Below are 25362 nucleotides of genomic sequence, written 5' to 3' on the forward strand. Positions count from 1 at the left end.
GTGTGGACGTTCGGTTTCGCCCCTCATTGCCAGTTCGCCGCGATCACCGGCGCGAGCGCCGCGGCGTAATTGCTCGGCAAGCTGGTCTGGCCGGCGGCGGGAGGCGCGAAGGCCGCCATGGCGCTGACCAGGTTCTCGACCTTGCTGTCCAGCAGGATCCTCGTGCCGTTCTGGAATTTTTCCACATGGTGCTGGTTGCCCAGGTACCAGTCGTCCACCAGGAGCTTGTTGGCGGTGCCGATCACGCTGACTTCAAGGTCGTCGGCCACATGGCGAAACCACAGTTGGTCGACCGACATGCCCGCCATCAGGGCGATGTCGGTATTGCCCGCGGTGGCATCGTTCTCGATGATGTGGTCGACGCCGAAATTGGCCAGCAACACATAGCGGTCATTCCCCGTGCCGCCGATCAGGGTGTCGTTGCCGGCAAGGCCGTTGAGGATGTCGTCGCCCCCGCCGCCGACCAGGGTGTTGGCCGCGCCATTGCCGAGCAGGGTGTTGGCGGCGTCGTTGCCCCGGGCATCGATGGCCGCGTCGCCCATCAGCGTGATCCGCTCGACATTGTCCGGCAGCGCGTAGGACACGTAGGCGCGGACCGCGTCGGCGCCTTCGTTTGGCTGCTCGACGATGATGTCCTGGGAGCTGCTGACATCGTAAGTGTCGTCGCCCAACCCGCCGATCAAGGTGTTGTTACCGGAGCCGCCGATCAGCGTGTCGTTGCCGGCGTTGCCAATCAGCGTGTCGTTGCCCGCGCCTCCCGACAGCGTATCGGCCGTCGGCCCGCCCACCAGGGTATCGTCGCCATCGGTGCCCACCGGCGGGCGCCATTCGCCCTGCCAGTTCGCGTTGAGCACCGGCGTCAGCGCGGCGACATGGGTGGCCGGCAGCAGCGGCGTCGTCGGGAGGGTCAGCTTGGCCATGGCCTGGACCAGGTTTTCCACCTGATTGGCCAGCAGCACCCCGCCTTTCGCGGTCGTGAACCTCTCCACCTGGTATTGCGCGCCCAGGTACCAGTTGCTCACGGTCACCGAAGAGCTGGTGCCGATGATGCGGATCCTCAGGTCGTTCTGTTCGCGGCTGAACCACAGTTGGCTGCTGAGGATGCCCACGCCGAATACCAGGGTGTCGGTGTTGCCGGCGGTGGTGTCGTTTTCGACGATTCGATCACTGTCGCTGTCGCGCCCGAACAGGTAGGTATCATTGCCCGTGCCGCCGACCAGGGTGTCGTAGCCTCTGCCGCCGGACAAGGTGTCGTCGTTCTCGCGCCCTTCGAGCCAATCCGAACCGTCGCCGCCGAGCAAGGTGTTGGCCTGGGCATTGCCCCTGAGCTTGTCGTCGAACTGGCTGCCCACCAGGCTCTCGATATTGAGCAAGGTGTCGTTGCCGGAACCGCCCGTGGCCTGGCTGCCGGTCAGGGCCAGGTCCATGACGATGCCCGCCGTGGCCTTGGCGTACGACACGGTATCCGTGCCGCCGGCGCCGTCGATGAGGTTGTCTGCGGCCGACGCGTCAATCCAGTTGTCCTGGGCGTTGCCGGTCAGGGAGGACGGTCCGCTGGCGAGCATCTGCGCATTCTCGACGTTTTGCCCAAGGGTGTATTGGGCGACGGACACCAGCACGGTATCGATCCCGCCGTCGGCCAGTTCGATCACCCTGTCGCCGGCGTTATCCACCAGGTAGACATCGTCGCCGAGCCCGCCGCTCAGGGTGTCGGCGCCCAATCCGCCGTCGAGCCGGTTGTTCTGCCCATTCCCCGTCAGCACATCGTCATGACGCGTGCCGACCAGGTTCTCGATGCCGATCAGGGTGTCGCTGCCGGAGCCCCCGGTCTGCTGCGCGCCGCCGACGCCCAGGTTGACCGTCACCGCCGAGGCCATGCCTTCGTAGTTGACGGTGTCGCTGCCCCCCGCGCCGTCGATCACGTTGTTGTCCTGGCTGGCATAAATGACGTTGTCCAGGCCGTTGCCGGTCAACCAGGTCTTGCCCATTTGCAGGATGCGGGCGTTTTCGACGTTGTCGGTCAGGGTGTAGCCGACCAGGTAGCTGTTCACCGTGTCGATACCGGCATTGGCCAGCTCGAACACGATGTCGCCCGGGTTGTCGACCACATACAGGTCGTTGCCGTTGCCGCCGCCCATCCAGTCGGCGCCGCTTGCGCCGTCGAGGATGTTATCCAGCTCGTTGCCATTGATCGTATCGTTGAAACCGCTGCCGATGATGTTGTCGATGTACAGCAGTTCGTCATTGCCCGAGCCCCCGGTCACCTCGGGCCCCGTGCCCATCAGGTGCCAATTGACCTGGATCGCCGCCTTCGCGTACTGGTAACTCACCGTATCGGGGCTGGCCAGCCCGGCGTAGGGGTTCATGGAGCCGATGATGGTGTCGTTGCCATCCCCCGCGTACAGGATGTTGGTCAACGCGTTGCCCCACAGAGTGGTGCCGGTCGAGCCCATGATGCGTGCGTTCTCGACGTTCTCCGCCAGTTGGTAGTACGCCAGCGACCAGACGTAGACCGTGTCGATACCGGCGCCGACGCCCTCGACGACCTTGTCGTCGCGATGATCCACGTGGTGGATGTCGTCCCCCGCGGTGCCTGTCAGGGTATTGGCCACCGGCACGCCAGAAGGCTGCCCGCCTGGCGTCGCGCGCGGCACGCTGGCGTCGCTCAGCGCCGAACGCAGGCTGGCGTCGTCGGGAATCTCGAACCCGGTCTGCGGGTTGAACCCCGGATGGGCCGCCCGGTACGCGGCCATGGCTTGCACCAGGCCATCGACCTGGTACAGGGCCACCCCGTCCCCCGCCAGGATCTGCTCGAGCCGGTAGGACTGCCGGGTATACCAGTCTTTCAGGGTGACCCGGTCCTCGGTGCCGATGACCTCGACGACCAGGCTGTCGCCCGCACGGCTGAACCACAGCTGGCGGGAATTGACGTCGTTGCCGAGCAGCAGCTTGCCGGCCTGCGGCGTCATGCCGGCCAGCCCGTTGATGATCGTGTCCTGGCCATCGCCCCGGTTGAACAGGTACGTGTCGTTGCCCCCGCCGCCGTACAGCAGGTCGCTGCCGCGCCCGCCGCTCAGGGTGTCGTCGCCCATCCCGGCATTGAGCAGGTCGTCGCCGGCCAGGCCGTACATCACGTTATCGCCAGCATCGCCGTGCAATTCGTTGTCCAGCCCGTTGCCGGTCAGTTGCAAGCCCGAGCCCATCGACACCAGGGCTTCGACGTTCGCCGCCAGTTGCAGCACGCTCAAGCCGGTCTGGAGCGTGTCGTAGCCGCCGTCCGCCGCCTCGATCACCGCGTCCGGGCCGTTGACCACGTAGGTGTCGTTACCGCCAAGCCCCACCAGGCGGCTGCCTTGGCCGTTGCCGGTCAAGCGGTTGCCCTCTTCGGTGCCGGTCAGGGTCAGCGTCGCGCTGCCGGTCAGGTGGCCGTTCTCGATATTGGCGAACTTGCGCAGATCGAGGTCCACGGGCGCCTGGATCGTATCGCTGCCTTCGCCGGCGTTCTCCACCACTTCACTGCTCAGGTCGGCATCGTCCCAGATGTAGGTGTCGTCGCCGACGCCGCCGAATAACCGGTCACGCCCGGCGCCGCCCGCCAGCGTGTCGTTGCCCTCGTCGCCGTAGAGCAGGTCGTCGCCGTCGCCGCCATACAACTCATCGTTACGGGTATGGCCGTGCAGCACGTCGTTGCCGCTGCCGCCGAACAGCCGGTCGTCCGAGTTATAGCCGCCGGAGATCGTGTCATTGCCGCCACGGCCATAGACCGTCCCGCCACTGAACGGCGCCATGAGCTGATCGGAGCCCATGGTGCCGACCACCGGTTTGTCTTTGTCCAGCCAGCCATTGAACCAGGCGGGCGAATCGAAGAAGCGGTCGAAGAAGGTGCCGTTGGCGCCCATGACATCCGCCAGCACCAGGTAGCTGGTGTAGACCGAACCGTCCGCACGGGTGGTTTCAAAGGTCAGCAGCATGTCGCTGGCCAACTCGTTGTCGCCCGACACCGGCACCCAGGCGTCGAGGGAGTATTGACCGTTCTTGACCCGGCTCGGGTCCAGCCGCCCCAGCTGCCAGCCATGGCGGTTGCTGGCGTCGTTGGTGGCGAGCGACAGCGTTTGGTTACTGTTGCTCGACCCGGCGAACATCGTCACCCGGTCCCCGCGGTCCATCTGCACCACGGCAAAACCCAGGGTGTTGCGATCGATCACATAGGTGTCCGCGCCTTCGCGCCCCCGCACGTACTGGTTGCCACTCACCGTGAAGGTTTCCGAGTTGGCCGTGCCCATGACCACGTTCGCCTCGGCCAGCGGCCCCGCGAGATTGCGCAGGCTGTCGGCCAGCAGGTCGACGTTGATCGGCCGGGTGACCGGTGGCGTGCTGCCGGCGTTACTGATCAGGGTGCGGACCGATACCGTGACGTCGTCGAAGACGATGGAGTCGACTTGCAGCTCGCCGTTCGCGCCTTTCTCGACAATGATGTCGGCGGCGGACGAGCTGGTACCGCCCCCCGAGATAACCAGTGCGCCATCGCTCCCGACCTGTACCGTGACCTCCTTGCTCAGGTACCCCTCCATCCGCAGGCGGTCGGTGCCCTTGGCTCCGGCGCCGGCCGTGCCGACCAGCGCCATGACGGTCATGCCGCCATCGCCCTTGCGATACAGGTAGGTATCGTTGCCGTCGCCGCCGTTCAGGTAGTCGCGCAAGGCCACGCCATCGCCGGGCGGCGTGACACGGTAGGTGGGGTCGAACGAACGGTTGGCGTTGTACACCGTTGACGACCAGCGATCCGTATAGACCGTGGTCGAGTTGTCGCGCTGGCGCTTGCCGGTGGTCAGCCACGTGCGCTCCAGGTAGGCACCGCCGCCCCACAAGGTGTCGTCGCCGCCATTGCCCAGTAGCACATCCGCCTGGGCAATGACATCCCGATAAGACGTGGCATCGAGCAACTCGGAGGAAGGCGACTCGCCAAAATAGACCTGGCTGGCCGACAGATCGCGGCCCGCCGACGTGTAGTTGTACAGCCACGAAGGGCTGTTGGGCGCAGGCGTCTTGATATTGCCCAGGCGGAAACTGACCCGCCCCTCAAGGGCCTCGGCGGCTTCCCCGCCCATGACCATCGACGATTTGCGGCTGGTGCTCAGGCCGAATGCCTGGTCCAGGTAGTAATTCTGCGTCGGGGCTGCGACGAAGATGCTCTGCCTGTCCGGGTCGATCCGGACCATGCGGCCCTGGCTCGCCACCAGCTCGTAGAGGTCCATGACCCGGGCCTTGCCCTGATCGTCCAGGATCGAGGTGAACGAGATGTTCCTGACGTTGTTGTGCTCGACGCCGTCGGCGAAGAAACCCACAATATCGACGGTCATCTTGCCGTCTCGCGACTGCACGCGCAGGGTGTCGAACGACAGCAGGCTCTGGTCGTTCAGCGGCTTGAAGCCGAAACGCAACGGATCCTTGGTTTTTTCCAGGTAGCGCTGCAACTCGGTCGCCGCCTCGCGCGACACGTCGGCGTTGATGCCGGCCACATAACTCTGCAACGGATTGGCGACCCGATAGAACAGCAGGTTCTCGGCGGTATTGCCCGAGACCACCAGGGTGTCTTCGCCATCGTCCTGGTAGGAGCCGCGAATCACCATGGCGCCATTGCTGGCCAGGTATTTGTCGTTGCCCGCCCCGCCATCGAGCACCGCGCCCGAGCCGCCAGCGGCCAGGTCGTCGTTGCCTTCGCGCCCGACCACATACCAGTAGGCGGCCTCCGTCGGCAGAATGGGCCCGCCATACAGATGATCGTCGGCCACGGTTCCGGCGTAGGCGCTGAGCTTGCTCTTGTCGCCTGCCAGGCCGCTGTCGTACACCGCGACCCAGCCGAAATCCACCGGCACGTAGCCGTCGTTGGTGGGTTCGTAGTCCCGCAGCTTCTTGCGCACCCCGTTGGCAAACACCACCGTGGTGTCGTCGGAGAAGTCCTTGAGGGTCACGGAGTTGTTGCCCCAGGAAATCTTCCCGCGGATTTCATGGAACAGCTCGAACTTGACGGCCTCCGGGTTCAGGTCGGTGAACACGATCGTGTCCATCGCCGACAGCGCCCACACAGTGTCGTTGCCCGAACCGCTGCCGAACCTGAGGGTATCGGTCCCGGACCGCGCGATGATCACATCGTCGCCCGCGCCGCCCTCGTAGATATTCACGCCGTCGCCGCCGATCAGGGTGTCGTTGCCCGAGCCGCCGTAGAGTTCGTCGTTGAAGTCGCCGCCGTAGAGCAAATCGTCGCCGTCGTCGCCGTACAGCAGGTTATTGCCGGCGCCGCCGGTCAGGGTGTCATTGCCCGCCCCGCCGTAGAGCTTGTCCGCCCCCGCGCCGCCTGCCAGCACGTCGTCGCCGGCATCGCCGTACATCTCGTCATTGCCGCTGCCGCCCAGCAGGGTATCGACGCCCGCGCCGCCGCTCAGCCGATCGTCATCGGCACCGCCATCGAGCAGGTCATCGCCCGCGCCGCCGTCCAGGACATCCTTGCCGCCATTGCCTTGCAACGTATCGGCGCCGCCACCGCCGTAGAGCGTGTCGCCCCCGGCGCCGCCGATCAGGGTGTCGTTACCCGCCTGGGTGCCCGCCAGGTCGTCGCCATAGACAATGGCGGCGGTACCGTCGAGGGTAATCACGTCATTGCCGGCGCCGCCGATCAAGGTATCGACGCTGGTCGAGCCGCTGGCGAGCATCTGGATGCGGTCGTCTCCGGCCCCGCTGTCGATCCGGTTGCCGCCGGCCAGGACAAACAGGGTGTCGGCGCCGTCGCCGGTATCGATGGTCAAGCCGTTCGCCTTGCGGGCGAACACGATGTCGTCGCCGCCCAGGGTATTGAAGGCGCTGGCGCCGACGCGCTCTTGCACGACGATGTCGGCGCCCTGGGTCAGGGTCTTGCCATTGAGCAGCAACGTCGGGCGTGCGCCCCCCTGGAACTGGAAGTTGCCGGGGACCAGGTCGATATCGCCGGCCGCCAGGCGATCGACGCTGAACGTGAATGGCAAGGCCAATACCACCTGGGTGCCGTCGCTGTTGACCAGGCTGACGCGCGCGGAAAAGGCATTGACGTCGTTGGCCGCAAACGCCGCCCTCACGCTCAACTGCAAGCTCGCGGCGTTGAGGAACTCCACGCTGTCCTGGTTTTCCAGGTCGGCGATCACCGAGGTCTTGAACCCCGCGGCGAACACGAACCGATCCACCCCCGTGCCGCCGTAGAGCAGGCCGCCGCGGGTGATCAGGGTGTCGTTGCCCGCGCCGCCCCACAAGGAACCGGAGCCGGTGAGCGTGTCGTCGCCGTCGCCCCCTTCGAGGGTGCCGCTGCCGGTCAAGGTGTCCTTGCCGGCGCCGCCGCGCAGGATAGAGGCAGGGCCGGCAATCCGTACGCCGCCCACTGCATTGTTGGCCAGCAGCACCGCTTCGGCACCCTGGTCGGGAGCGCCTTGCAGAATGTCGTCGCCGTCGCCGCCTTCGAGGGTGTCGCCGCCGGAGAGGTCGATCAGCACGTCGTCGCCCCTGCCCCCTTCCAGGATGTCGCCGCCCGCGCCGCCTTCCAGGCGATCGTCGCCGTCGCCGCCGAGCAGTTTGTCCTGGCCGGCGCCGCCATACAAAAAGTCGTTGCCGGTGCCGCCGTCGAGCTCGTCGTCGCCGCCGTTGCCCGTGAGCACGTCGTCGCCGCTGCCGCCGAGCATCCACTCATTGGAGTCATCGCCGACCACTTCGTCGTTGCCGCCACCGGCATTGAACAGGCGACGGCTGCCCGTCAGCGCCTGGGTCCATTTCTCCGACAAGCCGACCGGGGCGTTCACCAGCGAGCGGCCCACCAGCATCAAGTCATCGCCCTCGGTGCCTTGCGGCCCCCAGGTCACGCCCTGGACCTCGAACCAGTACGCCAACTGTTCCAGGGTGTAGGACTGGCCGTCGACCACATACAGGTTCAGCAGGCTGCCGTTGGGCTGGCGCTCCTGAATCAGCGTCGGGTTATAGCTCATGCGGTCGCCGTTGTGGTACGACACCACGCCGCCGCTGACCGCCCCGTTGAAATAGACCCCGCTCTCGGTGACGGTGAGGCCGTCGCGGGAATAGGGTTTCTTGCGGCCCACCACCGGAATAGGTGAGACGTAGATGACGTTCTTGGTGGTGACGCCACCGGACACCGGATTGACCTTGACCTCGCCGCTGGCCGACATCCAGTTCAACTGTGCATCGCTCAAAGTCTGGGCGACCCCGAGCAGGACCACGGTGCGTGTCCCGCCCTGGACCTGATAGCTCAGGTGCAGGCCGTCGGCTTGCAGCCCCTGGGCGACAGTGCTGGCGCTCAGCCGCTGGGTGCTGCGCAGCACCAGCGAATCGCCGCTGGCGGCGTTGAAATCGACAATCGTGACAACCCCCGGGCCATCGTCCTCGATCAGGAAAATATCGGCCTCGGAACCGCCGCTCAAGCGATCGCCCGTGCCGCCCATCAACAAGTCCTTGCCGGCGCCGCCTTCGAGGATATCGCTGCCCTGCCCGCCCTCCAGCCGATCCTTGCCGTCGCCGCCTTTCAACGTGTCGTTGCCCCGACCGCCCACCAGGGTTTCATCCTTGTCCGAGCCCAGCAGCGTATCGTGGCCGTCGGTGCCCACCACCCGGTCCACGCCGGGCATGACCGTCAATACGCGCCCGTTCACCAGGCTGGTGGTTGCCCCCGACAGATCGATACGCACCGCCGTACCGACAGCGGCGGCGTTCAACTCGGAGGGCCCGGAGACAGGATCGATCCGCCAATTGCCGGCATATTCGTCGGTCAACACATAGCGCGTGACGCCATCCTCGGCGATACCGGCCACTTGCAGACTGGCCCGCACGCCGATCAGCCCCGCGCCGCCAGCGGCCTTGTCTTCCACCACCAATTGCCAGTTACCGTAGGTGTCCTCACCGCGGAACTGCACGCTCATCAGGTCGACATCCAACAGGGTCGCCCCTGAAGGGTTGGCGCCATGGCTGGCCAGGGCCGGCCGGTCCAGCAGCACGCTGCGGGTGCCGGAGGGGGAAATCAGCGTGACCACCAGATCGCTCCAGCGCGTGTGGTCCAGGCTCAGGCGCAACAGCACCTGCTCGGCGCCCACATGCTTGTCGACGAACAGCGACAGGGTCCGCTGGCCCATGTCCGGCAGCGCCTGGGCTTGCGCCGCCACCGCGTTGGTGTACTCGGCGATAACGGCGCCCGGCGTCCAGGTCTCCGCCATGCGCACAGCCGCGGCCGCATCCACCATGCCAAAACCGAAGTCGTCGCTGAAGTGCATGCCGACGCCGTTCCAGCCGGTGTTGCGATTGTTTGACCAGGTGGTGCCCGAGGCCGTGCCGGCGCCCATGTCCTTGCGCGCGGTCAGCGCCAGGATCGTCTGCACATCGCGATAAGTCAGCCTGGCGTTGGCTTGCAACATCAGCGCGACAACCCCCGAGACAATGGGTGCGGCAAATGAAGTGCCCTGGGTCTCGACACTGGTGTTGCCGATCTTGTTACCGTCCGCGGTTTCGACCTGCACGCTGGAGGTGACGATATTCGAGGCCGGGGCCGAGACCAGGATATTCGCCCCCCGGTTGCTGAAGGGCTGGCTCGGCTGGGTGCTGCCGCCCACATTGCCAATCAGGTTCACCCCACCGACGGTGATGGTGTACTCGTTGGTGGTCAACGTACTGAGGGCCGCATCGAAGCCCCGCGCGCGATCGTTGCCGGCGGCGTACACCATGACCGTGCCCAGGCCCCGGCGTCCCTTGGTGGCGGCAATCTGTTGCGCGCTGGCTTCCGCCTGGGTTTGCAGCATGATGGCCGGATCGCCGGCCGCCAGGCCGGCGAACCAGCCGAACTGATCGGGGTTGCTTTGGGTCCAGCTATTGTTGACCACGTCGTAGTACGACATCGACATCAGGTCTTCACGAAAGCGCGCCACCGTCGCGGCCGGGTTGGAGAACGGAATGAAGCCCTTGGCATCCAGGGTCACGTCATAGGCGACGCCCACCCCGCCGATACCGTTGCGAGCGGCGCCGATCACCCCCGCCACCTGGGTGGCATGGGTGGCGTGCACCCGTGTGTCGTCAAAAATGCTGCTCTTGTTGGCGACCAGGTCGGGATGGTTGAGGTCGGCTACCTGGCGGTCCGCGGCGAACTCACCGCTGGGCTCCATCACCAGCACCCTGACACCCTTGCCGGTGTAACCCCGCTCCCAGGCGGCGCTCGCGCCGATCGCGCCCAGGTACCACTGCTTGACGTAATCCGGATCGCTCGGCGTGTTGCCCGGCACCAGCAGCACCCGGGCCTTCATCTCTGCCTGCAGCGTGATATCCCCCGCGTTCATGATCACCGGCGCGCTGTTGCCTTGGGCATCGTTGATCCGGTAACTGAACTCGATCGGACCGTTGTAGCCGGCCGTGGGAGTAAAGGTCACGTTCTGGCGGTCCTGGCTGAGCCAGACCGTCCCGCCCACGGCATCGCCCACCCAGTTGATCGTCAGCTGCGCCGCGTCCAGATGCTGGAAGTCCAGGTCGTTGGCCAACAGGCTCGCCACCGCGATCGTCACCGCAGCGCCGCCGACCACCGCAATCCGGTCGTCCACCGGCAACGGCGCGTCCAGCCCCAGCGGCAGGCCGGTGCGCGTCGTGCTGGAGGTGAAAGCAAAATTCTCGACATTGGACAACAGCATCGTGCCGTCGCGGTCGGCCACCAGGTCGGTGATCTGGTAGGCACCGCTGGCGGTACGGACGAAACGGTATTGCGCGAGACTCCCCGACAACTGGATCAGGTCAATGCCGGCGCCGCCGTCGATCACGTCGTTGCCGCCAGAGGCGACGATGACGTCGTTGCCGGCCCCGGCGTCAATCAGGTCATCGCCCGCCCCGCCGTCGAGCACGTCATTGCCTGCCTCGCCGTACAACTGGTCGTTGCCGCGACCGCCGCGAATCAGGTCGTCGCCCGCGCCGCCATAGACCACGTCGTTGCCGTCCTGGCCGGACAAGGCGTCGTCGGCGCTGCCGCCGCGTATGTAGTCGTCGCCGGCGGCGCCTTCGATAAAGTAGTTGTCCGCGCCGCCGCCGATCAACACATCCGCGCCGTAGCCGCCATAGACCACCTCGACGTTGGCCTGGGACAGGTTCAGCGCCACGCCCTTGTCGTCGGCAATCAGCACCGTGTCGATCCCGGCCCCGCCATCGATGTCGGCCTGCCGGTCCCAGTGGTCGATCACCAGCAGATCGCTGCCGGCGCCGCCCTGGAACCGGTCGGCGCCCTGGCCGCCGATCAGCCAGTCGTTGCCTGTGGTGCCGATCAATGTGTCATTGCCGACATGGCCGATGGCCTGGGTCGCGCCGCTGCCGTTGAGGTCCAGGCGCACGCCCTGCGCGCTCTTGGCCACCAGCGCCGCTTGCCCGCCCAGTACCGCCTTGTCGACACCCAAGGCATACGCCGTGGTCTGGGGTTTGCCCGACGGCGCCTGGGGCTTGAGGTCGATGTCCCAGAGGGTCCGCGTGGTGCCGTTGGTATACGTGGCGACGACGCCTTTGACATTCGTTTGCCCGGCCACCGAGCCGGAGAGCGCAGCGAGGCTGATGGACTGGATACCGAGGTCGGCCAGGCTGGAAAGCTCGCCCGCGCTGGCGTAGGCATCCTGGTTGCGATCCGTCCATAGGCGCAGCGCGGACCACTGTCGGTCCGTGGCATCCAGCTTGCCATCGCCATTGCTGTCTAGGGACGCCAGGGTCGGACGGACGCCGTTGCTTGAGGCGGTCAGGGTGAACAGTTCGCTGCCGTTGGCGATCCGACCGTCGCCGTTGCGGTCCAGGACCAGCAGCGGGTCGGTGGGCGAGGTCCAGGGCAAGCGCTCGGCGCTGCCGTCGGCATCGAGGTCGAAATCAATCTGCCCGACGCCGAGGCGCACGCCGTCGCCACCGCCGTCCAGCACGACGGGGTCGGTGTACGCCACGGTGTCAGCCGCTTGCTTGGCATCCAGCAACGCGGCGACGTAGTCGCTCTCGACCACCCACCAGCCATTGGCGCTCAAGCCGCCATTGGCGCCGGCGGCGTTCTCGCCCACCAGAATGGTCTGCGAGCTGCTGAGCTCGACTTCTCGCCCATCGGCCAGCCTGACCCGGCCCGCCTGGCCTGCATCGGGGGTGAAGCCGATCCAGTTGCCCTGGGCATCGAAGTACAACGTGGCGTTGTAGTTCTTCCCGTGATACGTCACGACCCCGCGATTGCCGCTGGCCGGGACCGGCATTTCCCACCCCTGCCCCCCTTCCCCCATCAGGCCGGCGCTTTGGGTCTGGGCGCGCAACGCCGCCATCTGGGCGGCCAGATCGTTGGCGCTGCCATTGCCGGGACGGGTGCCGCCGGTGACCACGTTGCTGGGCGAGACGAACTCGATGCCGTCACGGTTCACATACCGCTCGAGCATGGTCGCCGCATAGCCCGCGCCGGACTGCAACAACCCGTGCCCGCCCCCCGTGCCGCCCAGGTTGAGGGTCGAGGGGTTGAGCGTCGAGGGGTCGGTCACCACATCCAGCAGCGTGCCGTTGCGGTTGGTGGAGCCGTTGAACTGGCTGGCCAGCCAGGTTTTCAGCTGCTCCTTGTTTTCCTTGTAGGCTTCATAAGCCGGCGCCTGCTCGATACTGTCGGCGAAGCTGTTCAACTGCTGGATGGTGCTGTCGTTCGGGTAGAGCTGGCCGTATAGGCGGATCACCCCGAGGATATCCTCGCCCGACAGCAACAGGTCCCAGGCATGCTTGGCCCAGCCGAACGGCAGCGCCAGGCTGACGCCGATATCCAACGCCGCGTCGCCCGCCACGCCGCGCAACGCCTTCTCGTCGAGCTCCAGCCCCAGGGCCTGGCGCGCTTCGTCGAAGGACACCGGGCGCTTGAGGTCGGCGGCCATGGCCTCCTGCTGACGGAAGACCATGGTCACCAACCCGGCCGCGGTGAGCGCGATAACGGCGGTGCTGTGGCCCTTTTTCACAATCCCGACGGACTGGTGGATATGGAATTTGTCGAACGCCGAAGGGGTCGACGCCTTGATGCCCAGTTGGCTGTCCATGGCCCGGGCGACATCGGCGCTGCTGGCGAACGTGGAGACGTCCAGCGCGCTCTTGGAGCCCGGTGTCGCGTCCAGCACGCCGGCACCGGCATGCACCCCCGGTGCGAACTGGCTGCCGGCCATATAGGAAGGATGGCTAGTGATCGCGGAGTCGAAGGTCAAGGTTTCGACGTCGAAGAAGGTCTTGGAGAACTTCCCCCACAACTCGCTCGACGTGGCGTCCAGGCGGCTGGCATCGCTGGTGTGGAGTTTCAGGGCGGAGTTGGGGTTGACCAGTTCGGTTTTCAGGAACGCGGCATAGCCATGGATCGTCTTCGCTTGCGCGGCCAGCCAGGCCGACTCCGAACCATAGGCGCCCCAATTGCCCGACGCCTGCAGCGCCACGTATTTTTCGCCGAACGCCGCGAGGATCCGCGCCTGGTCGGCGTTGTAGCCGGCGTGATAACCGGTATGCGCCGCGCCGGCGACCACATCCCGATAGGCCGAGCCGCTGGCTGTTTTCCCATCGATGGTTTGAGCCAGCGCTACGCCATTGGTTTTAAAACTCGCCTGGTCCCACAGGCCATGCTCTTGCAGCGCCTGAAGAAACTCGGACTTCTGGAAGGCTTCGTTGGAGATAACATGATGGCGCGCATAGGTAACGGTCTGATCACCGTCCGGGGTATGGACAGTAACGCTGGGCAGCGCTTTGACATCCGTGAAGTCGAGACTGACGGCCATCGTGATATCCCTATCATTGATATGTTGAGTGTTGAAACTGCGGTCCCGCCCGACACTTCACCGATTGCGACTAGACCTGGACCAGCGCACAGGTCTTCTGGACTTCCCAGCCGTCCAGGCGTTCTTCCTCGATCCGCGCCCACAGTTCGTCCGAGCAGAAGTAGCCCGTCACCAGACGATCGGGGTGCTTGGCGGTCTTGCCAAAGTCGCGGGGCAACTTCCAGAAATGGTGCCCTTCAATGACTCGGGCATCGAGCGCACAGGTTCCCGAAGCCTCAGGGTCGAAGCGGGCAGTCTGCTCGTAGCCCTCTTGGCCAACGCCCTTGATGAACGAGGTCTGCTCGATCACCACCGCATCCAGGCCAATGAGTTCCACCATCAGGTAGTACATGCCGTAGAAGACTTCGTCGGGGCCGCGGGTTTCGCTGCGAACCTCGATCGGCACGAAGTCATGCCGGCCGGGTTCGAGTTCTTCCAGGATGTCGCGCAGCCGCGGGCTGACGAGAAAGGGGCCGATGTCCCAGCCGATCACCGCCGGTATCCCACCGCCCTGGCGTTCGGTGACTCTCAAGACCCTGGGAATGGCCGCCCTGGACTCGGGCGAGAGCGGATCGCCCATGATGATCATGGCTCTGAGCCGCCCTTCGATCCTGGGATCGAAGGCTCGGCCAAACGCGCTTCCTGAACTGGAATCCGCTCCAATCAAATACGGCATGTTTGCTCCTTTTCTATGACTGGCAATCAGGGACAATCTGACGTCGTGCTGCCTGGACAACGCACGACAACACTGCCCGAAGACAGTGTGACTGACCCTCCAGCCTCCTTCAACGGACGCCGCGGGTGGAGCGAAGTACTCGAACTTTCAAGCCAATGCGGGGAGCATCATCACGCCCTTAGATGAAATTCAGGTTACTGAAACGCGAAAAAACCGCACCCGTCATGGGCGGTTTGCAGGCAACCGCGCCAGCGTTCTCGGGGCTCTTGCGCGGTCCGTTTCCCGGCCATGGACAGCGTGCTCCAGTACCTGGACGGTTTGGCGCAGCCTGGACCGAACCGGAACCTGCAAAAAAAATTCTCCCGGCCGTTCGCGCGCCCTGGCGGCCCACGCCGCCTGCCCAGGGAAAATATGCCCACTGGCGAGCAAATTCCGCTGCAGCGCGGGCCGGCGGAGCAGGTATCGTGGGGGCAAAATAATCAGCCAGAGGTGCACTGTGGCGTCCTATTCCTTGCGTCAATTGAAGTATTTCGTCACCACCGTCGAGTGCGGCAGCGTCGCCGAGGCGTCGCGCAAGCTGTATATCGCCCAGCCGTCGATCTCCACCGCGGTCAAGGGCCTGGAAGACAGCTTCGGCGTGCAGTTGCTGATCCGCCATCACGCCCAGGGCGTGTCCCTGACCCCGGGCGGCGCGCGGTTCTATCGCAAGGCCCAGGAGCTGTTGCGCATGGCCCATGAGTTCGAGCAGAACGCCCTGGCCGACAACGACGTGGTCTGCGGGCAGATCGATATCGGTTGTTTCGAGACCGTCGCCCCGCTCTACCTGCCGCGGCTGATCGCCGGTTTTCGCCAGCGCTTCCCGGGGGTGGAGATCCGCCTGCAGGACGGCGAACAACAGGAACTGGTGCAGGGTTTGACCGGCGGGCGTTTCGACCTGGCGATCTTCTACGAACACGACCTGGACAGCACCATCGAGACCGAGGCGCTGATGGCGCCGCAACGGCCCTATGCCCTGGTGCCGGCCGGCCACCGGTTCGCCGGGCAGGCCCAGGTGTCGTTGCGCGACCTGGTGCTGGAGCCGATGATCCTGCTGGACGTACAGCCCAGCCGCACCTACTTCGTGAGCATCTTCGAGGAGCTGCAACTGACGCCGAACATCGTCTTCGGCTCGCCGTCGATCGAGATGGTGCGCGGCATGGTCGGCCAGGGGTTCGGCTTCGCCCTCTTGGTGACCAAACCCCACGGCAACAGCACCTATGACGGCCAGGAGGTGGTGTGCGTGCAACTGGCCGAGGATGTCACCGGCTCGGCGCTGGTGGCCGGCTGGCTGAAACGGGCGCAGTTGACCAAGCCTGCGCAGTTGTTCGTCGATTACTGCAAGGAGCAGTTCGCCGCGTGGTTGAAATAGCCCCGCGGCCAATACCCCATCTGCCTCTGTAGGAGCGCAGCGTGCTCGCGAGACGGCGCGTCAGGCACACCGCGTTGCCGCCATCGCCAGCCAGCTGGCTCCTACAAAAAGCGAGACCCTGCCGTGAATCTCAGCGCGCCGCCCAGGCGTTGAAGCGCTGCTCCAGCTCTTCGCCGTGGTCGACCCAGAACGCCGCGTCCACCGCCCGCGCCCCGGCCAGGTTGGCCTCGGCGGTGGGCAGTTGCTGTTGCACCGCCGCCGGCAGCAGCGCCAGCGCGTCGCGGTGCACCGGCCCGTAGGGGATTTCCTCGGAGAACACCTTCTGCGTCTGCGGCTGGCTGGCGAAGGCGATGAAGTCTTCGGCCAGGGCCTTGTTCGGCGTGCCCTTGACCACCGCCCAGTACTCCGGATCGTAGAGGCTTTGCGGCCAGACGATGCTGAGCTTCATGCCTTCCTTCTGCGCCGAGGCGATCCGCCCGTTGTAGGCCGCGCTCATCACCACGTCGCCGGCGATCAACCATTGCGGCGGCTGCGCGCCGGCTTCCCACCACTGGATATGGCCCTTGATCTGGTCGAGCTTGGCGAACGCCCGGGTCACGCCTTCCGGGGTACCCAGCACCTGATACAGCTGGTCGGGCTTGACCCCGTCGGCGAGCAAGGCGATTTCCAGGGTGTACTTGGCGCCCTTGCGCAAGCCGCGCTTGCCGGGGAAGTCGGCGACGTTCCAGAAATCCGCCCAGGAACTCGGCGCCTTGGCCAGCTTGTCCCGGTCGTAGGCCATGACCATCGACCACACATAGGTGGCCACCCCGCACTCGCTCAGGGTCCCCGGGACGAACTGCGCCGCATCGCCGAAGCGCGCCGGGTCGAGGCGCTCGAATAGGCCTTCGTCGCAGCCGCGCAGCAGCTCCGGGCTTTCGACTTCGACCACGTCCCAGCTGACATGGCCGACGTCGACCATGGCCTTGATTTTCGACAGCTCGCCGTTGTATTCGCCGGCGACCACGCGTCCTGCGCCGCTGGCGGTGAAAGGTTGGAAGTAGGCCTTGTCCTGGGCCTGCTTGGTGGCACCGCCAAAGGAGATGACGGTGAGGCTCTGGGGCGCGGCCGACACGCCGGTGCACAACAGGGCCAGGGCAAAGGGAACGCAGCAACGCAAGGATCTGGACATGAAGCGGTTCCTCTAATTAGGCCGGCGCGCCCGCACGCGCCGGCCGTTTTTAGGCTTACAGGCGACCGAATTCGCGGGCGGTACGGTCTACGGCGGTACGGGTCTTGTCGACCAGTTCATCGATGTCGGCGTGGCTAGCCACCAGGGCCGGGGCCATGATCATCCGGCCCAGGGTCGAGCGGATGATCAAGCCCTCCTCGAAGCCGATGGTGCGGCAACGCCAGGCCATGTCGTTCTCGTTGGCGAAACGCCTGCGGCTGGCCTTGTCTTCGGCGAACTGCAAGGCCGCCACCAGCCCGGCGCCCTGCACCTCGCCGATCAACGGATGGTTGCCGAAGACTTCGCGCAGGCAGCGTTGCAGGTACGGCCCGGTCTCGTGCTTGACCCGGCTGACGATGCCTTCGTCGCGCAGGGCCTTGAGGTTGGCGATGGCCACCGCCGCCGCCACCGGGTGGCCGGAATAGGTCAGGCCGTGGGCGAAGACCCCGCCCTGCTCCACCAACGCCTCGGCCATGCGCTTGGAGAGAATCAGCCCGCCCATGGGGATGTAGCCGCTGGTCAGGCCCTTGGCGATGGACAGGGTGTCGGGCTCGAAACCGAAGTGCTGGTGGGCGAACCACTCGCCAGTGCGACCGAAGCCGCCGATCACTTCATCGGCGCACAACAACACGTCGTACTGGCGGCAGATGCGCTGGATCTCCGGCCAGTAGCTTTCCGGCGGGAAGATCATCCCGCCGGCGCCCTGGAACGGCTCGGCGACGAAGGCCGCAACGTTCTCGGCGCCCAGTTCGAGGATCTTCTCTTCCAGCTGCCGCGCCGCACGCAGGCCGAACTCGGCCGGGCTCAGGTCGCCTTCGTGGGCAAACCAGTACGGCTCGTCGATGTGCGCGACATCCGGGATCACCCCGCCCATGTCGTGCATGAACTTCATCCCGCCCAGGGCCGTGGCGCCCAGGGTCGAGCCGTGGTAGCCGTTCCAGCGGCCGATCATGATCTTCTTCTGCGGCTTGCCGAGGATCTGCCAGTAGCGCCGTACGGTGCGGATCAGCACCTCGTTGGCCTCGGAGCCGGAGTTGGTGTAGATCGCGTGGCTGTAGTGGCTGGGCAGCAAGCTGAACAGCAACTCGGACAGCTCGACCACCGCCGGGTGGGTGGTGTGGAAGAACATGTTGTAGTACGGCAACTGCTCCAACTGCTGGCTGGCGGCAGCCGCCAGGTCCTTGCGGCCGTAGCCCAGGTTGGTGCACCACAGGCCCGACATGCCGTCCAGGTAGCGCTGGCCGTCGTTGTCCCAGAGCGCCAGGCCCTCGCCGCGCACGATCACCCGCGGGCCTTCGGCGTTCAGCGCCTTCTGGTCGAGGAAGGCATGAATGTGGTGCGCGGCGTCCGCGGCCTGGTAGTCGCCGGTGCTGCGCACGGGTTTGGCTTGAGCGGTCATTGCGAATCTCCTTGTGGTTTTTGATCGAGGTTGCCGAGCACGCTGCACAGCGGCTCCGGCTTGAACAGCGGCTTGCCCATCACACCCTTGATCCACAGCACGGCGATGATCGAGACGATCAGCAGCACCAGGCCTGCGTAGGCGAAGATCGAAAAGGTCATGTCCGGGCTCGGCGAGACGTTCCAGATCGCAAACAGCATGCCGGCGATGCCGAACAGCTGCGGCAGCGGGTAGAACGGCGTGCGGAACGGCCGCGCCACCTGGGGGTAGCGCCGGCGCAGGGCGATGACGTTGATGTGGGTGACGATGTAGGCCAGCAGCCAGGCCAGCGCGGCCGAGAGCAGCAGCTGGTTGATCGCGTCAGCGTGGTCGTGCATCAGCAGCAGCGGCAACCCGGTGACCGCGGCAATGAACAGCACCGCCACCCAGGGCGCGCCGCTGCGCTTGCCCTGGCGCTTGAAGACGCCGAAGGCCTGGCCGTTGCGGGCCATGCCGAAGAGCATGCGCGGAATGGCCGCCAGCGAACTGTTGAGGGTGCTGCAAGTGGCGGTGATCGCCGCGGTGACCAGGAACACCTTGCCGGCCTCGCCGAACACCGTGGTAGCGAACAGGTAATGCGGCAGGCCGTTGCTGGCCAGCTCCGCCTGGGGCACGGTGAGCAAGGCGCCCAGCCCGTAGAGGCTGATGATGACGAAGATGATGGTCAGGCCAAGCATCATCGAACCGGGGATATTGCGCTCCGGGCGCCGGGTTTCCTCCACCAGCGGGCAGACGAACTCGGCGCCGACAAAACCCCACACCGCCATCGCCGTCAGGGCGATCACCCCCAGGCCCAGGGGGTTCCAGTGGGCGCTGTCGAACAGGCTCGGGTTGGCCACGGCGATATCGCTGCTCATCGCGCTCAGGCCCATCACCAGCAACACCACGGTCATCACCACCGCCAGCACCGTTTGCAGGCGGGCGAAGATGTCGATGTTGAACAGATTAAGCACGGTGAACAGCGCCAGCACGCCGAGGGCCACGCTCAACGGCGGCAGGGAGTGCGGGTAGACCTTGTCGATGATGAATTCCATCAGCAACAGCTCGGCCGACAGGGCGAACATCGCCACCACGATGTAGCCGGAAAAGGTCGCGAGGATCGCCGGGAACTGGCCGATGGCGACTTCGGTGTAGGTGCTCAGGCTGCCGGCGCGGGGAATCATCAGCGCCAGCTCGGAGAACGAACAGGCGTAGCTCAGGGCCAGCAGGTAGGCCAGGCCCAGGGGCACGATAAAGCCCAGCCCGGCGATGCCGACGCCTTGCAGCATCAGCACCATCACGCCTTGGGACACCACCAGGCCGATGGCCACCGCCAACAGCGCGGTGAGGCCGAGTTTCTTGCGACTCGCGGGCGGCGCCAGGGCGCCGGTTTGCACGCTTGCATTGCTGTTCATGGGGGGTTCCGTCTTGTTGTTTTATTTTTTGGACAGATCGGGGCCGCTCTACGGCCCTCAGCCGCGCAGCTGAATCCAGGTGGTTTTCAGCTGCGTGTACTTGTCGAACGAATGCAGCGACAGGTCGCGGCCGAAGCCCGACTGCTTGCCGCCGCCGAAGGGCACCGTCACATCCAGCGCATCGACGGTGTTCACCGACACCGTGCCGGCGTTCAGGCGCCGCGCCACCCGGTGGGCGCGATTGAGGTCGTCGGTCCAGACCGACGCCGCCAGGCCATAGATGTGTGCGTTGGCCAGGGCCACCGCCTGCGCTTCGTCGTCGAACACGCTGACCGCCAGCACCGGGCCGAACACCTCTTCGCGGGCCAGGGTCATGTCGGCGGTCACACCGGTGAAAATCGTCGGCTCGATAAAGTTGTCCGAGCCGTCGATGCTCAGTTGCCGGCCGCCGCACACCAGCTGCGCACCTTCGGCCCGGGCCTGTTCGATGTACTGCATGATCCGTTGCGTCTGCCGCGCATCGACGATGGCCCCGGCCCGGCTCGCCGGGTCCAGCGGGTTGCCCGGCTGCCACTGGCGCGCCTTGGCCTGCAGGCGCTCGACGAACTCGGCGGCAATCGAGCGCTGCACCAGCAACCGCGAGTTGGCCGAGCAGACTTCGCCCTGGTTGAAGAAGATGCCGAACGCGGCTTTCTCGGCCGCCAGGTCCAGGTCCTGGCAATCGGCGAACACCAGGTTCGGGCTCTTGCCGCCACATTCCAGCCAGACCTGCTTGAGGTTCGACTGCGCGGCGTACTGCATGAAGTACTTGCCCACTTCGGTGGAGCCGGTGAACACCAGCGCATCCACCTCCATGTGCAGGCCGAGGGCGCGACCAGCCTCCTCGCCCAGCCCCGGCACCACGTTGAGCACACCCTTGGGAAGGCCCGCCTCGATGGCCAGTTCGGCCAGGCGCAGGGCCGAGAACGGCGACTGCTCGGCGGGCTTGAGCACCACGCTGTTGCCGGCGGCCAGGGCCGGGGCGAGTTTCCAGGCGGCCATGTCCAGCGGGAAATTCCACGGCACCACCGCGCCGATCACCCCCAACGGCACCCGGGTAATGGTCGCCAACACGTTGCTGGCACTCGGCGCCACCTGGTCGTAGAGCTTGTCGAGGCTTTCGCCGTACCAGGCGAACACCTGGGCGGCGCCCGGTACGTCGATGTTCCAGGCGTCCATCACCGGCTTGCCCATGCTCAAGGAGTCGAGCAAGGCCAGTTCGTCGCGGTGCTCCAGCATCAGCCGCGACAGGCGCAGCAGGATCGCCTTGCGTTCGCTCGGCGCCATCCGGGCCCAGGGCCCCTGCTCGAAGGCACGGCGGGCGCTGCGCACGGCCTGGTCGACCTCGGCCTGGCCGCAGGCGGCCACCTGGGCCAACCGCTTGCCAGTGGCCGGGTTGATCACCGCAAAGCGCGCGCCGTTCTGTGCCTGGCACGCTTCTCCATCGATAAAGGCGCTATCGATCAGGCGTTGCCGCTGCGCCAGGGCTGTCCACTCGTTGAAGTCGTTCACCGCGGATTCCTTGTCGTTATGGGTTGTTGGAAAGGTATTCGGCCAGCCGGTCCATCAACCGGTCGCAGGCCGCCAGCTGTTCGACGCTGACGAATTCGTCGGGCTTGTGGCCCTGGTCCATGCTGCCGGGGCCGCAGACCACCGCCGGGATGCCGGCCTGATGGAACAGCCCGCCCTCGGTGCCGAAGGCCACGGTGCCGAAGGCCTCGCTGCCGCACAGGTGCGCCACCAGTCGGGCGGCAGCGCTTTGCGGCGCGGTGGCCAAGCCGGGATAGGCGGAAATCGGCTCGAAGCGGATCGCCGTCTCGGCCTTGACGGCCTGCATGGCCGGCAGCAGCGTCTGCTGCGCATAGGCCTGCAACTCGTCGACCACCGCCTGGGGCTCGAAGGCCGGCAAGGCGCGCACCTCGAAATCGAAGCGGCAGTCGGCCGGGACAATGTTCAGCGCGGTGCCGCCCTGGATCACCCCGACCTGCACCGTGGAGAACGCCGGGTCGAAACGCGGGTCGTGGTGCTCTGGCGCAGCCAGGCGCTGGCCGATCTCCCCCAGCCGGCCGATCAGCCGCGCCGCCTGTTCGATGGCGTTGACCCCGTAAGGCGCGTAGGCCGAATGGCAGGGCGCGCCGCGCACATGGCAACGCATGGCCAGCTTGCCCTTGTGGCCGAGCACCGGCTTGAGCTCGGTGGGCTCGCCGATCAGGCACAGCGCCGGTGGTGCAACGCGTTGCGCCAGCACCTCCAGCAGGCTGCGCACGCCGAGGCAGCCGACCTCCTCGTCATAGGAGAACGCCAGGTGCACCGGCCGGCGCAGCGGGCTGGCGAGGAACAGCGGCACCGCGGCCAGCACCGAGGCCAGGTAGCCCTTCATGTCGGCGGTGCCGCGCCCGTAGAGCTTGCCGTCGCGCTCGCTCAGGACGAAGGGCTCGACCGTCCACGGCTGGCCGTCCACGGGCACCACATCGGTGTGCCCGGAGAGCACGATGCCCCCCGCCACCGCCGGGCCGATGCTGGCCAGCAGGTTGGCCTTGGTCCGCTCGGCGTTGTGGATCAGCTCACAGGCGACGCCCAGGCCGTGCAGGTAGTCGCGCACAAACTCGATCAGCGCCAGGTTCGAGTCGCGGCTGACCGTGGCAAAGCCCACCAGCCTGGCCAGCAAGGCGCGGCTGCGCGGCTCACTCATCGCCCGGCACTCCGTAGCTCGGCGCCAGGGTCGGGTTGAGGGCGCGGGTCAGGTAGTCCTGCAACTGCGGCTCATAGGCGCTCCAGAGGCTGTGCAACTGGCCGATGGGGTTTTCCTCGGCCCAGTCCACCCGCAGGTCGACGATCGGCCAGACCAGCTCGCCGACCACCGACATCGCCGCCGAATGCACCGCCCCGGCTTCGCCGCCGGCGTCCTGCCCGGCTTGCAAGGCGCTGAGCAAACGGGTCGCCAGGCAGCCTTCGCTGTGCTCGAAGGCCTCGACCATGCGCTCGATCACCGCGCTGTTGGCCAACAGGTTGCCGGCCGCCACGCATTGCTCGCCGGCCACCGCGTTGTGGATGCCCAGGGCCTGATTGCCGCTGAACACCGCGGTGCGCCCCTGGGCATCGACCACCGCCACCTGGCGGTACTGGCTGTAGCCGTTGCGGGTCAGCGCCTGGTCCAGGGCCTGCTGCGGCGCCAGGCCTTCGCCCAGGCCGTCGAGCACCTGCGGGCCGAGGGCCGGCAAGGTGATGTTCTGGCTCGCCACCGCGCCCACGCCGCTGCGCAGCCAGGGGCAACGCGCGCCGACGGCGATGCTCGAGGAACTGATGGCGATGCCCAGCTGGCCGGTTTCGGCGCAGCGCCCAACGATGGAAAACGTCATGGCGAACTCCTTAGTCGGGGATGACTGCGATCACGTCGATTTCCATCAGCCACTGCGGCTGGCCGAGGGCACTGACCACCAGCCCGGTGGAAATCGGGAACACGCCCTTGAGCCATTTGCCGACCTCCTGGTAGACCGGTTCGCGGTAGCGCGGGTCGATCAGGTAGGTGGTGGTCTTGACGATATGGCTGAGGTCGCTGCCGGCCTCTTCGAGCAGTTGCTTGACGTTGCGCATGGCCTGCTCGGCCTGGGCCCGCGGGTCGCCGAGGCCGACCAGTTGGCCGTTGAAATCGGTGCCGACCTGGCCACGCACATACACCGTGTTGCCGGCGCGCACGGCCTGGCACAGGTCGTTGTCCAGGGTCTGGTTCGGGTAGGTGTCTTTGGTGTTGAACATGCGGATGCGGGTATGCGTAGGCATCAACGGGCTCCTATCAGGCTGGTAGGCAGGCTGGCGGGTTGAGTGGACGATTCGCGGTCGGCCTGGCGCTGGGCGGCGTCGCGATAATCGAAATAGAGGCGCTGTTTGACGATGTGCTCGGCGATGTGCCGGGCGTCGTGCCACACGCCCCAGATAAACGCCGAGCCGCGCCGCGACAGCCACGGCAGGCCGACGAAGTAGATCCCCGGCTCGCTGGATACGCCGCGCTGGTGCCGGGGCTTGCCGTTGTCCTTGAAGGCGTCGACCTGCAGCCAGCTGTAGTCCACCGAATAGCCGGTGGCCCAGATGATGGTGGTGACCCCGGCCTTGGCCAGGTCGAGTTGGAGTAGCGGCTGGGTCAGGCACGGCGGGTCCGGGAGCATCACCCGCGCTTCAGGTTCTTGCGGCAGGTCGAGGCCGTTGCGGGCGATATAGGCGTCGGCGGCATCCAGCAGCGCCAGGTAATTTTCGTCGCCGCGGGCGATGTTCTCGGCCAGGTTGGCTTCGAAGCTGACCACGCCGTTATCGAAGGCCTTGGTCAGGCCGACCAGGGTCATGCCCTGCTGGGTCAGCCGGCGAAAATCCACGGTATGCCCGCCGCGGGCGCCGCTGACGGCGATGGTCACATGCTCCTTGCCCGGCTGCATGGTTTCGGCATCCCACTCGCCGAGCACCCCCAGCCACCAGCAGAAATCGCGGTTGCGATAAGCCCGCGGCGGCCGGTCGTGGGCGCCCACCGAGAGGTAGACCTGCTTGCCGGCGCGTTGCAGCTCATCGGCGATCTGCACCCCGGAAGAACCGGCGCCGACCACCAGCACCGCGCCTTCGGGCAACTGCTGCGGGTTGCGGTAGGCGGCGGAATGCATTTGCAGCACGCGCGCGTCCTGCGGGGCGATCGGCGGGATCACCGGGCGCTGGAACGGGCCGGTGGCGACCACCACTTGCCGGGCCTCGATCACGCCGTCGCTGGTGTCCACGGTGAAGCCCGGGCGGTTGACATTGCGCACCACCTTTTTGACTTCGACACCGGTGCGGATCGGCGCCTTGATTTTGTCGGCATAGGCTTCGAAGTAGTCGGCGACCTGGTCCTTGCCGGCAAAGGCGTCGGGGTCCAGCCCGGCGAATTCCAGCCCCGGAAAGCGGTCGTGCCAGGCCGGGCCGTTGGCCACCAGCGAATCCCAGCGCCCGGTGCGCCAGGCTTCGGCGATACGGTTGCGTTCCAGCACCAGGTGCGGCACGCCCAGGCGGCTCAGGTGTTCGCTCATGGCTACGCCGGCCTGGCCGGCGCCCACTACAAGGGTGTCGATTATTGTTTTATGGGTTGTCATGTCTGCGCCCTGTTGAGTGATCCCACGCAGGCAGCCGTGGGCGGTGTAGGACGCATTCTGGGAGACGGCGAAAAAACGCGAAATTATGATTTTTGTGGTTGCTAGAGAGTAAAAAACTCTCTGGCTATTTGGGGCTTCTATGCATCAGCCCTACAACAGAATCAGCCACAACCGAGCCCGTTGCAGATTCCTCCTAAATCCATTGCCCGCCCTTCCCGGTACGGTCTTCAGCACCCTCCTCGACCGCACCAGGA

The 25362-nt window shown here is 66.1% G+C and carries 11 protein-coding genes; 1 reads left to right on the plus strand and 10 read right to left on the minus strand.

Going from position 1 to position 25362, the window contains the following annotated elements; translation table 11 throughout:
• Positions 1 to 23: 23 nt before the first annotated feature.
• Together BTN82_RS31700 and BTN82_RS16020 are read right to left on the minus strand one after the other, a co-directional pair.
• The gene (locus tag BTN82_RS31700) at positions 24 to 13796 is read right to left on the minus strand and encodes a S8 family serine peptidase (RefSeq protein ID WP_148169570.1); all 13773 of its coding nucleotides are present in this window, start codon (positions 13794 to 13796) and stop codon (positions 24 to 26) included.
• Positions 13797 to 13866: 70 nt separating this feature from the next.
• Positions 13867 to 14424 (minus strand): imm11 family protein, encoded by a 558-nt coding sequence (locus tag BTN82_RS16020; protein ID WP_081375484.1) that lies wholly within the window; start codon positions 14422 to 14424, stop codon positions 13867 to 13869.
• A 583-nt stretch (positions 14425 to 15007) separates the two neighbouring features.
• Here BTN82_RS16020 and BTN82_RS16025 point away from each other — a divergent pair.
• A complete protein-coding gene (locus BTN82_RS16025; RefSeq protein ID WP_075120100.1) occupies positions 15008 to 15919 on the plus strand; it encodes a LysR substrate-binding domain-containing protein in 912 nt (303 codons plus the stop codon).
• A 130-nt stretch (positions 15920 to 16049) separates the two neighbouring features.
• Here BTN82_RS16025 and BTN82_RS16030 read toward each other — a convergent pair whose 3' ends face one another.
• Genes BTN82_RS16030 through BTN82_RS16065 form a run of 8 tightly spaced genes read right to left on the minus strand, consistent with a single transcriptional unit; the run spans position 16050 to position 25108 of the window.
• Positions 16050 to 17090, minus strand: a complete 1041-nt coding sequence (locus BTN82_RS16030; protein WP_075120101.1) for an ABC transporter substrate-binding protein — start codon at positions 17088 to 17090, stop codon at positions 16050 to 16052.
• A 55-nt stretch (positions 17091 to 17145) separates the two neighbouring features.
• Positions 17146 to 18528, minus strand: a complete 1383-nt coding sequence (locus BTN82_RS16035) for an aspartate aminotransferase family protein (protein WP_075120102.1) — start codon at positions 18526 to 18528, stop codon at positions 17146 to 17148.
• Positions 18525 to 19961 (minus strand): APC family permease, encoded by a 1437-nt coding sequence (locus BTN82_RS16040; protein WP_075120103.1) that lies wholly within the window; start codon positions 19959 to 19961, stop codon positions 18525 to 18527. The genes BTN82_RS16035 and BTN82_RS16040 overlap by 4 nt, the downstream gene beginning before the upstream one ends.
• A gap of 57 nt (positions 19962 to 20018) precedes the next feature.
• Entirely contained in the window at positions 20019 to 21512 is a 1494-nt protein-coding gene (locus BTN82_RS16045; RefSeq protein ID WP_075120104.1) for an aldehyde dehydrogenase, read from the minus strand.
• Between the two features lie 16 nt (positions 21513 to 21528).
• Positions 21529 to 22692: an acetylornithine deacetylase gene (argE, locus tag BTN82_RS16050; protein WP_075120105.1), complete on the minus strand. Its 1164-nt coding sequence runs from the start codon at positions 22690 to 22692 to the stop codon at positions 21529 to 21531.
• A complete protein-coding gene (locus tag BTN82_RS16055; RefSeq protein WP_075120106.1) occupies positions 22685 to 23359 on the minus strand; it encodes a DUF1028 domain-containing protein in 675 nt (224 codons plus the stop codon). The genes argE and BTN82_RS16055 overlap by 8 nt, the downstream gene beginning before the upstream one ends.
• A gap of 10 nt (positions 23360 to 23369) precedes the next feature.
• Positions 23370 to 23780 carry a RidA family protein gene (locus BTN82_RS16060; protein WP_075120107.1) on the minus strand — a complete coding sequence of 137 codons (411 nt, stop codon included), beginning with the start codon at positions 23778 to 23780 and terminating at the stop codon, positions 23370 to 23372.
• Positions 23780 to 25108, minus strand: a complete 1329-nt coding sequence (locus BTN82_RS16065; RefSeq protein ID WP_075120108.1) for a flavin-containing monooxygenase — start codon at positions 25106 to 25108, stop codon at positions 23780 to 23782. The genes BTN82_RS16060 and BTN82_RS16065 overlap by 1 nt, the downstream gene beginning before the upstream one ends.
• Positions 25109 to 25362 lie beyond the last annotated feature (254 nt).

The organism is Pseudomonas chlororaphis (assembly GCF_001921865.1).
In the GTDB taxonomy this organism is placed as follows: domain Bacteria; phylum Pseudomonadota; class Gammaproteobacteria; order Pseudomonadales; family Pseudomonadaceae; genus Aquipseudomonas; species Aquipseudomonas chlororaphis_D.

Coding starts and splice junctions, on each gene's coding strand:
- BTN82_RS16065 (WP_075120108.1), bottom strand. CDS start 25,108: ATGACAACCCATAAAACAATAATCGACACCCTTGTAGTGGGCGCCGGC.
- BTN82_RS16020 (WP_081375484.1), bottom strand. CDS start 14,424: ATGATCATCATGGGCGATCCGCTCTCGCCCGAGTCCAGGGCGGCCATT.
- BTN82_RS31700 (WP_148169570.1), bottom strand. CDS start 13,796: ATGGCCGTCAGTCTCGACTTCACGGATGTCAAAGCGCTGCCCAGCGTT.
- BTN82_RS16060 (WP_075120107.1), bottom strand. CDS start 23,780: ATGCCTACGCATACCCGCATCCGCATGTTCAACACCAAAGACACCTAC.
- BTN82_RS16055 (WP_075120106.1), bottom strand. CDS start 23,359: ATGACGTTTTCCATCGTTGGGCGCTGCGCCGAAACCGGCCAGCTGGGC.
- BTN82_RS16040 (WP_075120103.1), bottom strand. CDS start 19,961: ATGAACAGCAATGCAAGCGTGCAAACCGGCGCCCTGGCGCCGCCCGCG.
- BTN82_RS16030 (WP_075120101.1), bottom strand. CDS start 17,090: ATGTCCAGATCCTTGCGTTGCTGCGTTCCCTTTGCCCTGGCCCTGTTG.
- BTN82_RS16035 (WP_075120102.1), bottom strand. CDS start 18,528: ATGACCGCTCAAGCCAAACCCGTGCGCAGCACCGGCGACTACCAGGCC.
- argE (WP_075120105.1), bottom strand. CDS start 22,692: ATGAGTGAGCCGCGCAGCCGCGCCTTGCTGGCCAGGCTGGTGGGCTTT.